Genomic DNA, 13,745 nt, shown 5'->3' on the forward strand with positions numbered 1-13,745 from the left:
TCTGCCCGACGGGCCGTTCGCGCGCGCATGGGCTCGGTGCACTACTTCTTCTTCGGCGACGGCAGCGCGACGACCTTGCAGTTCATGGTCTCGCCCGAGGCGTTGCAGCTGTACATGGTGCCCTGCACCTTGAAGAACTTGGTGCGACTCTCCGTGAGCAGGTAGCTGCCATCGGGCTGCTGCCGGATGCTCGAATAGGCGACGCTGCAGCCGGCAGCGCTGGCGAGGGCGACGAACACGAGGCCGTGGGTGATGAGCTTGCGCATGGTCGTGACTCCCTTCACTTCGACACCGAGACGTCGACGAGCTTGCACGCATCGGGCGACGCGTTCTTGGTGGGGCAGAGCCACACGGTGGCCTTGGTGTTGAAGACCTTCTGGCGCGCACCCGCGGCGTAGACATAGCCGTCCTGCGCCGCCGGAGCGGTGTCGTTCAACCAGGTGGAACATCCGCCAGCGCCGAGCGCCAGCCATGCAATTGCGAGCTTCAGTTTGGTCATTTGGGTGGGAGTGCCTCCGACTTGGCGCGCTTCGACGCCGGCCGTGCCGGAAAGCTACAGGCCAACCTGCGATCTACGTCACTGCGCGTCGCCGTCCTGGGACTTCGGCTGACGCATGGCGCGGGGCGGCAGCAGCTCGGGCTCGCTATCGATCTTCTGGGCCAGGAACAGCGACGCGTCGAGCTTGAAGAAGTTGCGCTTGCGGTAGAACGTCAGCGCCGGCCGGTTGTTCTCGGCGACCTCGAGCACGAGGTGCGTGCAGCCACGCACGCGCGCGAGGTGCTGCAGCTGCTCGAGCATGAAGCTGCCGATGCCGCGCCCGTGGTAGTCGGGGTGCGAGGCCAGCTCCTCGACGAACAGCGGTCGCATGTCGCGCTTGTCGAAGTAGCGGGGGTTCACCCAGTTGTCGCTGCCCGTGACCTCGTAGGCGCACTCGGCGTAGCCGACGATCTGCCCCTCGAGCTCGAAGATGAGCTGCTCGATGCCCTCGTCGTCGTACTGCTCCTCGAAGCGCTGCTTGCTGCGCGGGCGCTGGTACTCGACCGTCTCGCGGTTGACCCCGCGGAACACCAGCTTGAGGAACTCCCACACGCGGTTGAGATCGCGCCGGTGCATGCGACGCACACGGAGCTCCCCGGGTGACGCGGCCACCTCGGGCTCGGTGGTGTCGGGCTCGGCGGCCTTGGACTTGGACTTGCGCTTCGGCGTACGCGCCATTTTCGGCGAGTGTACCCGACCCGTGCCTCGGGCCGTGAGCGGCATCACCCGCAGCGTGCCGGCAACGCACCGCTGCCCACGGGAGCCACAAATGGCCGCCGGATGCCGCTGGCTCGCGGGCCGCCCCGAAGTAACCTCGACAGCGACCGCGCCGACGCTACGGAGCCCGAAAGCCCCCCTCGCATGGACATGCCCGCCAACAGCACCACGACTGGCCTCGGATTCTCCGAGCGCGGCGTGCTCTTCATCGTCGGCGCGGTGCAGTTCATCAACATCCTCGACTTCATGATGATCGCGCCGCTGGGGCCGCGGCTGGCGGTCGCGGTCGGGATGCCCGAGTCGCACCTCGCCGACGCGGTCGCGGCCTACACCTTCGCCGCCGCGGCCTCGGGGATCATCGGCTCGACCTTCCTCGATCGCTTCGATCGCCGCAGCGCGCTGCTGGTCGCGCTCGCGGGTCTGGTGCTCGGCACCGCCGCCGGTGGCCTCGCCACCAGCTTCGGCGGCCTGATGCTCGCGCGCATGCTCGCGGGTGCGTTCGGCGGGCCGGCGACGTCGCTGGCGGTCGCGATCGTCTCCGACGTGATCCCGCCCGAGCGTCGCGGTCGTGCGATGGGTGCGGTGATGGGCGCGTTCGCGGCGGCCTCGGTGCTCGGCGTGCCCGCCGGGCTCGCGCTCGCCGAGCTCGGCGACTGGCGCACGCCGTTCTTCGCGGTCGCCGGCGCCGGGATCGTGGTGGTCGTCGCGGTCACGCGGCTGCCGTCGCTGCGGCTGCACCTGGGCGCGTCGCGACCCAAGCCGCTGCCGCTACGCGAGATGCTGGGTCGCCGCACGGTGCTCATCTCCTACGCGATGACGTTCACGGTCAACGCCGGCGCGTTCGTGCTGCTGCCGAACATCGCCACCTTCGTGCAGAACAACCTCGGCCTGCCCGAGGGCCAGCTCAAGTGGATGTACCTCGCCGGCGGCGTGATCAGCTTCTTCACCACCCGCACGGTCGGCCGCCTGCTCGATCGCGTGGGTGCGTTCCGCATCGCCGCGGTGGGCTCCTTCGGCTTCGCCGCGGTCAGCTGGATCGGCTTCGCCGAGCCCGATCTCCTGCCGGTGCAGACCCACCTGGTCGCCTGCATGTTCGCCATGTTCATGTCGTTCATGTTCTTCAACGGCGTCCGCAACGTCGCCTACCAGACCCTGACCACGCGCGTGCCCCGGCCCGCCGAGCGCGCGCGCTTCATGTCGCTGCAGTCGGCCGTCCAGCACATCGCCGCGGCGTCGGGCGCGGTGCTCTCGGCGCGTGTGCTGTCGACGGCGCCCGATCACAGCCTCGTCGGCATGCCGACGGTGGCGTGGATCTCGATCGCGATCAGCTTGGTGCTGCCGGTGTTCGTGCGGACCGTCGAGCAGCGCCTGCGCGCGCCCGGCGAGTCGAGCTAGTCACCCGGCCGGCTCGAGCACGACCTCGTTGATCGGCCGCACGTTCATCCCACCGGGGTACGCGTACGATCGATTCTGCGTGAAGACGCTCGTCGCGGGCGTGCCCCAGCCCCACACCCACAGGCCGAAGGGGCCTTCGCTCTCGATGACGTGGGCTCCGGCGGCGCAGCCGGCGACCGGCTGGAAGTCGCCGGTGCCCATCGACACGCGTGTCCACTCGTAGTCGCCGACGGGCTCCCAGCCGTCGACGGTGCCGAGGCAGTCGAGCTCGACGTCGTGCCAGCCCTCGGCATCGCGCGCGCGCACCAGCACGAGGCTGTTCTCGGGATACGAGGGATCCATGAAGAAGACGTAGCGCTCGAGGTACTGCTGCGGCGGCACACCGATCACGAAGTCGGCATCGCCGGCGCCGCTGAAGCCGCCCGGCGTGATGAGGTCCCACGCCGAGCCACCCATGTACGAGAACAACAGGAACGGATGCTCGGCGTCCTGGCTCGACACGACGAAGGCATCGGGCGTGGTGAACTCGGCGATCTCGCCCTGCCCGAGGCTCGCGGGGCCACCGACGTCGTCGGACCAGGTCAGCTGGGTGCCATCGACGGCCCCGACCACGCGCCACACCGAAGGCTCGGTGCCGCGCGGCTGGTGCATCACGCCCACGTACTCGTGACCGAGCGCGCGCACCGGCGGGATCATCTGCTCGGCGTGATCGGCGAACAGCACCCCGGTCGGCACCCGCAGACCGTTGTGCCCCGCCATCAGCCCGATCGGCTTGTCCGACGAGATCACGCTGCCGGTCAGCTCGGCAGACTGGGTGAACTGCGCGTGCTGGCCACGGTCGAGCACGAACTGCAGCGGCACGCCGGCGGGCCCCGACGGCAGGCCGCCACCGCCCTGCACTGCCGCCACCGGCAGCATCGTGATCGTGGTGTCGTCGTGGGTCGCGACCAGGTTCATCGACGGCTGCTCGGTCGAGAGGTCGGGCAGATACGCGTCGGCGGCGATGTAGTTGGTGTCCCAGGTGCTGGTCGGCAACAACAACGACGCGCCGGCGATCGCACCGCCCGTGCCGGCGCCGTACGGGTTCATCTGATACGCCACCACCGGTGCGTCGGTGGCGATGCGGAACGAGCGACCGACCGCGGTGCCAGCGATCATCACCTCTTCGGTGACCGCCGGCGTGATCGGACACGGCACCTTGCCGGTCTCCTCGATGCCGGTCGGCCCGGACAAGAACAGGATCGCGACCTCGCCGGGTGGCAGCCCCGCGACCGGGTCGTACGGCGAGAGCGTGAGACCCGGCCCGACGCCGCTGGGAATCCGCGCAAACGCCTCGACCGGCAGCGACGCGCCGTCGAACTCGACTTCGATCGCCACCGGGGCCGACCAGGTGTTGGCGACGAACGCCGCGAAGCAGACCCCGAGCGCGTCGTAGCTGGCCGGGTGGTCCATCTTCGTCGCCCAGTACTCGCAGCCGACCGATGACTGCGCGTGCGCGACCGCGTCACAGGCCGGCGCGCAGGCGCCGACGGTGACATCGCAGGCCTCGTCGTCGTCGCAGGTCTGCACCGGATAGCCATCACAGTCGAGCAGACGATGCATGTCGGACGAGCACGTCACACACGACGGCGGGCCGACGTCGAGCACACGACCGACGTCGAAGATGCCGGGACCGGCGCTGCTGCTGCTGCCGTCGCCGGCGGAGCCGCTGTCGTCGGTCGGCACCGCGACGGTGCCGACGCCGATCGACGTGCTGCTCCCCGAACTCGCGGTGCCGTCGTCGTTGACGGTGCCGGAGCCCGTCGGTGTGCGCGCCTCGCCACCCGCACAACCAACCGCCGCCGCGCCCACCAGCGACCAGGCGCGCAGCTCCACGCGAACCATCGATCCCCAACCCATGACCACCTCCGACCCACGGGTATCGCTTCGTGACGAACGAAGCGGCCCGCGTCACCTCCATCGGTAACGCGGGCCTCGGGATGGTTCAGCGGCGAGCGCCGAAATCGATCCAAGCGAGTCTCTACAGCCCGCCGGGCTGGCCGCCCTGATCCGCAGCCCAGCGATCGGGCGAGCGCCACAGGCGCGAGCGCAGCAGCTCGCGCTCGTAGACGAACTCCTTGGGCAGGCGGTCGAAGAAGCGATCGAAGAGCTCCTCGTGGGCGTGGGCCTCGATGTTGCCGGGCTCCTTCGCGACCGCCATCAGCTCCTGGAACTTGTCCTTCTCGAAGCTGCTGCCGTCCCAGTTGATGTCCTCGTGGCGCGGCATCCAGCCCAGCGGGCTCTCGATGGCGTAGCCGCGACCCTTGACGCGATCGACGATCCACTTGAGCACGCGCATGTTGTCGCCGTAGCCGGGCCACAGGAACTTGCCGTCGGCGCCGCGCCGGAACCAGTTCACGCGGAAGATCCGCGGCGGGTTGGGGATGCGACGACCGACGTTCAGCCAGTGGTTGAAGTAGTCGGCCATGTTGTAGCCGCAAAACGGCAGCATCGCGAACGGGTCGCGGCGCATCGCGGCTTGACCGACCGCGGCGGCGGTCGCCTCGGAGCCCATCGTCGCGGCCAGGTACACGCCGTGGGTCCAGTTGAAGGCCTGGTACACCAGCGGCTGGTCCTTCGACATGCGACCGCCGAAGATGAACGCGGCGATCGGCACGCCTGCGGGGTCCTCCCACTTCGGATCGACCGACGGGCACTGCGACACCGGAGCGGTGAAGCGCGCGTTGGGATGGGCCGCCGGCGTGCCCTTGCTCGGGGTCCACTCCTCGCCCTTCCAGTCGATGAGGTGGCCCGGCGCGGAGTCGGTGAGGCCCTCCCACCACACGTCGCCGTCGTCGGTCATCGCGACGTTGGTGAAGATGCAGTTGGCGTGCAGCGCCGCGATCGCGTTGGGGTTGGTCTTGCCACCGGTGCCGGGTGCGACGCCGAAGAAGCCCGCCTCCGGGTTGATCGCGTAGAGCTTGCCGTCGCGGGGCTTGATCCACGCGATGTCGTCACCGACCGTCCACACCTTCCAGCCGTCGAAGCCGGCCGGCGGCACCAGCATCGCGAAGTTGGTCTTGCCACACGCCGAGGGGAACGCGGCCGCGACGTAGGTCTTCTCGCCCTGCGGGCTCTCGACGCCGACGATGAGCATGTGCTCGGCGAGCCAGCCCTGATCGCGGCCCATCACCGACGCGATGCGCAGGGCCAGGCACTTCTTGCCGAGCAGCGCGTTGCCGCCGTAGCCCGAGCCGAACGACCAGATCTCGCGGCTCTCGGGGAAGTGCGCGATGTAGATGTTCTCGGGGTTGCACGGCCAGCGCACGTCCTTGTCGCCGGCGGCGATCGGACGACCGACCGAGTGCAGGCACGGCACGAACTCGCCGTTCTCGCCGAGCACGTCGAGCGCGCCCTGCCCCATGCGCGTCATGATGCGCATGTTGGCGACCGCGTAGGGGCTGTCGGTGATCTGCACGCCGAGCTTCGCGATCGGCGAGCCGAGCGGACCCATCGAGAACGGCGCGACGTACATGGTGCGGCCGCGCATGCAGCCGTCGAACAGCGTGCCGAGCGTGGCCTTCATCTCGGCGGGGTCGCGCCAGTTGTTGGTCGGACCTGCGTCGGTGCGGTTGGTGCTGCAGATGAAGGTCCGATCCTCCACGCGGGCGACGTCACGCGGGTCGGAGCGGGCGAGGAAGCTGTTCGGACGCTTCTCCGGGTTGAGCCGGATCATCGTGCCGGTCTCGACCATCATGTTGCACAGGCGGTCGTACTCCTCCTGGCTGCCATCGCAGATGTAGACGGAGTCAGGCTTGCACAACGCCTTGATCTCGTCGATCCAGGCCAGCAAACGGGCGTGCTTCGTGGTGCCGGGCATTGCGCCCACGTTGATGCACCCCAAGCACCGCTGCTGCCAAGGGGGTATGGCGAACAACGTGCAGTGCCGCCGACGTGCCACGACACACGGGCAGCGAGTCAGCGCACGCCGCAACGCGTCTGCGCGAGCGCAGCCTGCGCGACGGTGCGAACTCGCGTGCACGGGCTTGTCCGTGCGATCGCGGGTGCCAACGCCGGCGGCACCACGCCGGAGAACGGTGGTGGGCGCCTGCAACGGATGCGGGCCGTCACCCGTGACGGCTGCGGTACAGCCGCGCCCGCACGCGATGCTCGATGAAGTAGCGCTCGTCGTCCAGCGCGAAGCCCCACGCGTCGCGCAGCTCGGGGCGCTTGTGCGGCGTGATCACGAGCAGCACCGGCGACGCGCTGGCCATCGCGAACACCAGCTTCGGCAGCCACGATGGCGGACACAGGTGCAGCGCGAAGCTGCACACGATCGCGGCGAAGCGGCGCTCGAGCCCCTGCGACAGCTGCTCGAACGACCACGACTCGGGCACGACGCCGGTGCGTTCGCGGTACGCCACCGCGGTGTGGGGATCGCACCCGACGATGTCGGCGGGATCGCGACCCAGCTCCCGCAGCGCGAGCGTGACCTCGCCGGAGCCGGCCGCGAGATCGAGCACCGTCCCCGCCGGCAAACGATCGACGAAGGCCGCCACCGCGGCCCGCACGCCGGCCTCGTGGGGGTTGCGATAGTGCTCGCCGTGGGCGGCGTAGAAGCCGGCCACGCCCAGGCGCGCGTAGCCACCCCGGACCGAGTCGTCGGCGTCGTCGGGTGCGTCGGCCACGTCGCCCTCAATAGAGAAACGGCACGATGCGGTACGGCACCTTGCGGCAGTAGCGATCCCAGTCCTCGCCGTACTTGCGCTGGCACATCGCATTGTCGCGTCGCTCGCGATCGAGCAAGAGCGGGGTGAAGTACAGCACGTAGAAGTACGGCACCACGCTACCGAGGCCGCAGGCCAGGCACCACGCGTAGGCCATGCACAGATCGCCGAGGTAGTTGGCGTGCCGCGCCAGCCCCCACCAGCCCGAGAGCAGCAGCTTGGTGCCGCGTGCGGTGTCCATCGTGACCGGTGGCTTGCCCCACACCGGGCGCGTCGGGTCGCGACGGAACCCCTGCTTCTGCAGGTTGGCGGTGCGGAACACGTAGTAGCCGCCGAAGTTCAGCGCCACCAGCACGATGGCGGCGACCGTCGGCAGCTGGGGTTTCGCGGCGAGGATGTACTGCTGCTGCAGCACGAAGTTGAACGGCATCCACACCAGGAACGCGAACCACAGCATCAGGCCGAAGTTCTCCTCGATGATGTCGATCATCGTGAGCAGGGTCGACTCGAACACGAAGAAGTCGACGATGTAGAAGACCTGACACAGGCTCACGACCAGCATCGCGGTCGAGATGGTGCCGTCGGCCTGCAGCTGGGCGGCGGGCAAGAGGATCGCGAACGCGCCCCAGGTCGCCATGCCGATGCGCGACTCGAAGAAGAACTTGAGATCGTAACGGCCGAGCTTGGGGTTCAAGATCGTGCCCATGTAGAAGTCGTAGACCGGGTGCCCGGTGCTGCGCTCGAGATGGGCCCGACGACGACCGGCGACGTAGCTGAGCGCCGCGGCTCCGAACGCGAACACGGTCGCGATGGTGAGCAGCGGGCCCCACTGCGCGAGCACGTCACGCGGCGAGATCCACTCGAAGCGGATGCCCGCGAGCAGCGCCACCGCGGTGACGCCGAACGCGAACAGCCCGTTGATGCGGTACTCCGCCCGCTCGCCGTGCTCGGTCGGCCAGCCCTGCACCACGCGACCCGGGCCGAACACGTACAGCACCGCCTGGAACGCCAGCCAGCCCGCGAACAGCAGCGCCGCCTCGAGCGTCGGTGCCGGCACCATCTGCCCCAGCTGCGCGAGCGATCGCGGCAGCCACAGCGAGCCGCCGTGGTGGGCGTTCGCCGACCACAGGTAGAAGGTCGCCGCCGGCATCACGATCGTGAGCGCGAGCGCCCCCAGCGGTCCACCGAACTGGTTGGGCTTCGCGCCGTGGCCGGCGGGCGGCGGGTTCGCAGCGGAGTCGCCGTGCGTCGTGCTCATCGCGCCGGACGATAGCAGGCTTGGTGGACCCCGCATCACTCGCGTATCCTGCGGACGTGGATCGTGGATTCCTCGTCGCGACGTGCTGCCTGCTCGCTGCGTGCTTCAGCGAGTCCACCGGCGGCGACACCGGCCCGGCGAGCGCGGGCTCGACGGGCTCTTCCTCGGGCAGCGCGTCCGCATCCGCGTCGACGAGCAGCTCGGAGGGATCCTCCGACACGACCCGCGGGGTCGACGGCACCGCCGACACGACCGCGAGCAATCCGAGCACCACCGGCGACGACGACTGCGCGCCGCAGGACACCGTGCCCGAGCTCGCGGCGGGTTGGACGGGCCCGTTCATTCTCGTCCCCAAGCTGGGGGGTGGCGATACGCCACCGCCCTGCCCGATGGCGCTCGACGGTGAGGGCGTCGCCTCCAGCGGACCCGCGGCGCAGTCGTGCGACTGCAGCTGCGACCCTTCGTGCTCGGCGATCCTGTCGTCGAGCCCTGGATGTGGCACGGAGGTCGACACGCTCGCGATCCACGGCGGCTGCAACGCGACGTCGGCGACGGGCTACGTGGGCGCGGTCGCGGACGACAACAGCCCTGGCTCCTGCGACGCGCCGGTCGCCGCCGCAGCGACCGTGACGTGGGAGGACCAGCTGCGCGTGTGCGCCGGGCCGGTAACCGCCCGCTGCCTCGAGCGCCCACCGCTTGGGCTCGGGCCCTGCATCCGCCATGGGGGCGATCAGCTCTGCCCCGATCCATCGCTCGCTCGCATCGTCACGCACGACGAGGCGATCGCGACGTGCAGCAGCTGTCCGGACTGCGCACCGGCACAAGCCTCCGCGTGCGCCCTCGCGAACCTCGTCGGCTACACGGGCGACGCCTGCGATGGTGACGCGACCCTGATGTACCAAGGGGCATCGTGCTCACCGATGCCGGTGAACTCGGTCGACCTCACGATCCCGCCGCCGACGTGCCCACCGGCGGAGGGGACGATCACGGGCCTGGTCGGCACCCAGACCTACTGCTGCACACCGTAGGCCACGGCACGCGGCCGCCTACGGGCACGCGCCGAACATCGGATCGGGATCGCAGTCGGAGCCGGGATCCTGCGCGGCCGGAGCACCGGCGACGCAGCTCAGCACATACTGGTGATCGCCGCCGTTGCAGCTGTACTTGATGACCGGCATGCCGGCGCGAAGGGCCGCGAAGTCCTCGCTGGTGAGCGTGACCTGGTGGCAGTGGCCAGCCGAACCGGACGCGTCGTAGGTGACCTCGATGCCGGCCTCGATGTCGGCCAGCGGCACCTCGAGCGCGTGGCCGTGGTTGTTCGAGATCTCGGCGACGATCATCGCCTCGGTGCACATCGAGGCCGAGCCCGAGTCCGAGCCACCGCTGCTGCTGCTGCCGGCGCTGCTGCCCTCGCTGCTGCCCTCGGTGACGCCCGAGTCGCTGCTGCTCGAGTCGCCGGCGGTGGTGCTCGCGGTGGTGCTCGCGGTGGTCGAGTTGGTGGTGCTCGCGGTCGTGCTCGCGGTGGTCGAGTCGGTCGTGGTCGCGCCGCCGCTCGAGCCTCCGCTCGAGCCCCCGGTGTCGTCGTCGCCGTCGCTGCTGCAGCCGACCAGCAGCGCGGTGACGCCAGCGGCACAGCCGGTGAGGAACGACTTGCGCGAAAGAAGAGGCTTGATCATGCGCGGATGCTAGCCCAGCTGCGCCGCGCGACGACGGTGCGTGCACGTGCTTTGTCGGTGACCCCGATGACACGGCGTGCAAGCGGCCCCGCCGTCGCGTCGACGAGTGCCACGGCAACGTCACGACGGCAGCGGCACGACCCTGCTAGTCGCGCAGTCCCAACGCGAGCACGACGGCGAAGAGGAGTACCGGCGCCGCGAGGACCACGAGCGCGACCCACGGGCGTGCGTCGAGCAGCTGCGACAGCGCATGGCTGATGCGCTTCACGAGCGTCACCGGGCACTCGACGGGGACCTCGCCGGCGCGCAGGCGCTGCAGCGCTTCGAGCACGGCCGGCACGTCGGCGAAGCGCCGCGCCCGATCGGGCTGCAGTCCGCGGCGCAGAAAGTGCCGCAGCTCGGTCGGCACCGGCGGCTGACCGCCCCGCGTGAAGCTGGGGTCGATCGCCGACGGCGGCTCGCGGCTCTCCAGCAAGAGCCGCTCGGGCGTGCGCTGTGCGGTCGGCACCAAGGCCTGCAGGGTCAGCAGCTCGAAGAGCACCACGAACGCACCGTAGATGTCGCTGCGCGGATCGAGATCCTCGTGGCCCTTGGCCTGCTCGGGCGACATGTAGCCGAGCGTGCCGGCGAAGCTCGGCCCCGGCGCGGTCCCCGAGCGCTCACCGAAGCCGCATGCGATGCCCCAATCCATCAACATGACCTCGCCGAACTCGCCGATCATGATGTTGCTGGGCTTCAGGTCGCGGTGCAGCACGCCGTGCTCGTGGGCGTACTGCAGCGCGCGCAGCAGCCCCTGGAAGAGATCGAGGCGTCGCTCGAACGGGAAGCGACGGTGGGTGTCGGCGTCACCGTGCGCGAGCTTCTCGATGACCGACAGCAGGGTCTCGCCCTCGACGTACTTCATCACGAAGTACGTGCGCCCCTGGGCATCGACGCCGATGTCGTGCACCGGCACGATGTTGGGGTGCTCCATGCGTCCGACGATGCGAGCCTCCTCGACGAAGCGCGCGACGTCGTCGGGGCTGGTCCGCAACAACCGCTTGATTGCGACCGTGCGATCGATGCCGCGATCGAGCACGAGCTCCACCTCGCCCATGCCGCCGCGGCCGAGCGCGCCGCGGCGCACGTAGCGGTGCTCCGGCGCCAGCACGGTCGGCAGGTCGAGGGGCGCCGCCGCACTGCGGTCGACCGCGGCGTCGGTCGCCGCATCGGATGCGCGCTCGGGCGCCAGCAAGGTGGGCGCGACGGACTCGGCTCGTAGGGTTGCGTCGGTCATCGTCGTCGGCTCCAAGTGGCAGGGCCCCGCGGGCGCTCTGGTGGTACGGCACGGCGGCCGCGATGGTCACGCCGGACCGCGGAACTTTTCGCGGTGGTCAGCCGCCGTCGGCCACCTTGACCACGAGGTCGCCCTCGTCGCGATCGTTCGGCTCGAAGCCCACGCCGCCGCCCTTCATGGTCAGCACGGCCACCCGATCCTCGGGCCGGCGCTCGCGGTACGCGGTGACCGTGCCGAGTCGGCCGGCGACGTGGAACGCACCGACCACCAGCAGCACCACGCCGTCGGGGTGCTCCGCGCGCCAGCGGGCGCACGACTCGGCCATCGCGTCGTTCCACAGCGCCATCGAGCGAAAGAACGGCGGCCCGCGCTCGGGCCCCATCAGCGCCAGGAAGCGCCGCTCGTGCTCGTCGTGGGGCGGCACCGAGGTCGCCGGCAGCAACGCGCGATCGGTCTCGGTCTGGCTCGCCAGCCACGTCGCGTACGCGAGCCCCGACTTGCGGTAGGCGGTCACCAGCGGCCGCGGCGCGTTGGCGGCGATCACCGTCGCTCCGGCGGCGCGACAGGCCTCGACGAGCGGCCGATGCGAGCTCGCGTAGGCCTCGTTGCGCTCGCTTCGCGCCACGAACGTCGCCTCGTCGATCTCGCCCGCGAAGTAGGCATCGATCGCCGGCTGGGTGTCGCGCTCGAAGAACTCCATCGCCAGCGCCACCGGCCGCGTCCCGCCCAGCAACGCGCGCAGCACCTCGAGCTCGTCGTGACTGGCGACCGGATGCTCGTGCAGCTCGCCGAACGCGACGAAGTCGGCCGCGCCGGCCAGCTCGACGAACGCCGCCAGCGACGACGGCTGGCCCTGCGCGTCGAAGTACGCCGGCGGTGGCGGAGGCTCGGGGGTCTTGGTGCCGGCACGCGAGCGCGGGCCGCATGCCGCGGTCGCGATGGTTGCACCCGCGAGGAGGAGGCCACGGCGCGACAGGCTCACGCGGTGCAGCATAGCGCGGGCGCAGAGCCTTCGGCGACCGCCGTTGCCCACGCGCGGGCATACTCCGGCCCGACATGTCGAGCACGCACAGACCCCGCGAGGTCCGAGTCGCCACCGCCGTCGGTCATCGCTTCACGCAGGACATCGAGGTCGGGCCCCATCGGCTGGTCGCCGACGAGCCCACCGAGCTCGAGGGTGAGGACCTCGGGCTCGCGCCGCACGACTTCGTGCTCGCCGGTCTGGGCGCGTGCACCTCGATGACGATCAAGATGTACGCCGATCGCAAGGGTTGGCCGGTGGCGTCGGTCGACGTGCGCTGCAACGGTCGCCACGAGGGCGGTCGCTACATCATCGAGCGGGCCATCGCGCTGCACGGGCCGCTCGACGCCGAGCAGCGCGCGCGCCTGCTCGAGATCGCCAACAAGTGCCCCGTGCACAAGACCCTGTCGGGCACGATCCAGATCGATACCCACGAGCGGAGCGCCCCGTGAGCACGCTGCGATTGGTGATCGCCAATAAGAACTACTCCTCGTGGTCGATGCGGCCGTGGGTGCTGCTGCGCGCGGCTGGCATCGCCTTCGAGGAGGTGATGGTGCCGTTCGACAGCCCCGCATGGGCCGCGCGCGTGCCCGAGCAGACCCCGAGCGGCCAGGTGCCGGTGCTGTGGATCGACGACGACGACGGCCGGGGGCCGCAGGCGGTGTGGGACTCGCTCGCGATCGCCGAGACCGTCGCCGAGCGCCACCCCGAGTGTCGCCTGTGGCCCGACGACGCCCACGCGCGCGCCCATGCGCGCTCCGTGAGCGCGCAGATGCACGCCGACTTCGGCGCGCTGCGCCGCGCGATGCCGCTCAACATCAGCGCATCGCTGCCGGGGCGCGGGCACACACCCGAAGCGCTGCACGATCTCGGCCGCGTGATCGCGCTGTGGACCGAGTGCCGCCAGCGCTACGGCCAACACGGCCCGCTGCTGTTCGGTCGCTTCAGCATCGCCGACGCGATGTTCGCCCCGGTGGTGCTGCGCTGCGACACCTATGGCGTCGAGCTGCCGCCGGTCGCCGCGGCGTGGGCCGACGCCGTGCGAGCACTGCCCGCCGTGCAGGCATGGTGCGCAGGGGCCCGCGACGAGCACGCGTTCGTGCCGCACGACGAGCCCTACCGCGACCGCCCCTGACGCGGTCGGCCCGGGCATCCGCG

General features: G+C 70.3%; 14 protein-coding genes and 1 pseudogene. 4 read left to right on the top strand and 11 right to left on the bottom strand.

What is annotated here, in order from left to right:
- Window positions 1-41 precede the first annotated feature (41 nt).
- The 3 genes from IPH07_26290 to IPH07_26300 form a co-directional block, all read right to left on the bottom strand.
- Window positions 42-266, bottom strand: a complete 225-nt coding sequence (locus IPH07_26290; protein ID MBK6920933.1) for a hypothetical protein — start codon at window positions 264-266, stop codon at window positions 42-44.
- Window positions 267-280: 14 nt separating this feature from the next.
- A complete protein-coding gene (locus tag IPH07_26295; GenBank protein MBK6920934.1) occupies window positions 281-499 on the bottom strand; it encodes a hypothetical protein in 219 nt (72 codons plus the stop codon).
- A gap of 78 nt (window positions 500-577) precedes the next feature.
- Complete coding sequence (locus IPH07_26300; GenBank protein ID MBK6920935.1) at window positions 578-1,216, bottom strand: GNAT family N-acetyltransferase; 639 nt, start codon at window positions 1,214-1,216, stop codon at window positions 578-580.
- Between the two features lie 189 nt (window positions 1,217-1,405).
- Between IPH07_26300 and IPH07_26305 the strand changes: the two genes are divergently transcribed.
- Window positions 1,406-2,650 (top strand): MFS transporter, encoded by a 1,245-nt coding sequence (locus tag IPH07_26305; protein ID MBK6920936.1) that lies wholly within the window; start codon window positions 1,406-1,408, stop codon window positions 2,648-2,650.
- Here the strand turns inward: IPH07_26305 and IPH07_26310 are convergent, their stop codons facing one another.
- The 4 genes from IPH07_26310 to IPH07_26325 form a co-directional block, all read right to left on the bottom strand.
- Window positions 2,651-4,549 (bottom strand): IgGFc-binding protein, encoded by a 1,899-nt coding sequence (locus IPH07_26310; protein ID MBK6920937.1) that lies wholly within the window; start codon window positions 4,547-4,549, stop codon window positions 2,651-2,653. It lies immediately after the preceding gene.
- A 121-nt stretch (window positions 4,550-4,670) separates the two neighbouring features.
- The gene (locus tag IPH07_26315) at window positions 4,671-6,509 is read right to left on the bottom strand and encodes a phosphoenolpyruvate carboxykinase (GTP) (protein ID MBK6920938.1); all 1,839 of its coding nucleotides are present in this window, start codon (window positions 6,507-6,509) and stop codon (window positions 4,671-4,673) included.
- Between the two features lie 247 nt (window positions 6,510-6,756).
- Entirely contained in the window at window positions 6,757-7,317 is a 561-nt protein-coding gene (locus IPH07_26320) for a class I SAM-dependent methyltransferase (GenBank protein ID MBK6920939.1), read from the bottom strand.
- A gap of 7 nt (window positions 7,318-7,324) precedes the next feature.
- Window positions 7,325-8,614, bottom strand: a complete 1,290-nt coding sequence (locus tag IPH07_26325; protein ID MBK6920940.1) for a hypothetical protein — start codon at window positions 8,612-8,614, stop codon at window positions 7,325-7,327.
- A 56-nt stretch (window positions 8,615-8,670) separates the two neighbouring features.
- Here IPH07_26325 and IPH07_26330 point away from each other — a divergent pair, with 56 nt between their 5' ends.
- Entirely contained in the window at window positions 8,671-9,642 is a 972-nt protein-coding gene (locus tag IPH07_26330; protein MBK6920941.1) for a hypothetical protein, read from the top strand.
- Between the two features lie 18 nt (window positions 9,643-9,660).
- On the opposite strand, the gene IPH07_26335 is transcribed toward IPH07_26330, so the two are convergent.
- The 4 genes and pseudogenes from IPH07_26335 to IPH07_26350 form a co-directional block, all read right to left on the bottom strand.
- Complete coding sequence (locus IPH07_26335) at window positions 9,661-10,290, bottom strand: hypothetical protein (GenBank protein MBK6920942.1); 630 nt, start codon at window positions 10,288-10,290, stop codon at window positions 9,661-9,663.
- 9 nt (window positions 10,291-10,299) lie between these two features.
- A pseudogene (locus IPH07_26340) lies at window positions 10,300-10,374 on the bottom strand (hypothetical protein).
- Between the two features lie 61 nt (window positions 10,375-10,435).
- On the bottom strand, window positions 10,436-11,566 hold the full coding sequence (locus IPH07_26345; GenBank protein MBK6920943.1) for a serine/threonine protein kinase: 1,131 nt from the start codon (window positions 11,564-11,566) through the stop codon (window positions 10,436-10,438).
- Window positions 11,567-11,663: 97 nt separating this feature from the next.
- Complete coding sequence (locus IPH07_26350; protein MBK6920944.1) at window positions 11,664-12,548, bottom strand: ChaN family lipoprotein; 885 nt, start codon at window positions 12,546-12,548, stop codon at window positions 11,664-11,666.
- A gap of 74 nt (window positions 12,549-12,622) precedes the next feature.
- Here IPH07_26350 and IPH07_26355 point away from each other — a divergent pair, with 74 nt between their 5' ends.
- Together IPH07_26355 and IPH07_26360 are read left to right on the top strand one after the other, a co-directional pair.
- The gene (locus IPH07_26355) at window positions 12,623-13,039 is read left to right on the top strand and encodes an OsmC family protein (protein ID MBK6920945.1); all 417 of its coding nucleotides are present in this window, start codon (window positions 12,623-12,625) and stop codon (window positions 13,037-13,039) included.
- A 5-nt stretch (window positions 13,040-13,044) separates the two neighbouring features.
- The gene (locus tag IPH07_26360; protein ID MBK6920946.1) at window positions 13,045-13,722 is read left to right on the top strand and encodes a glutathione S-transferase family protein; all 678 of its coding nucleotides are present in this window, start codon (window positions 13,045-13,047) and stop codon (window positions 13,720-13,722) included.
- Window positions 13,723-13,745: the final 23 nt, after the last annotated feature.

It is taken from the genome of Deltaproteobacteria bacterium, assembly GCA_016709225.1.
GTDB lineage: Bacteria > Myxococcota_A > Polyangia > Nannocystales > Nannocystaceae > Xiheibacterium > Xiheibacterium phototrophicum.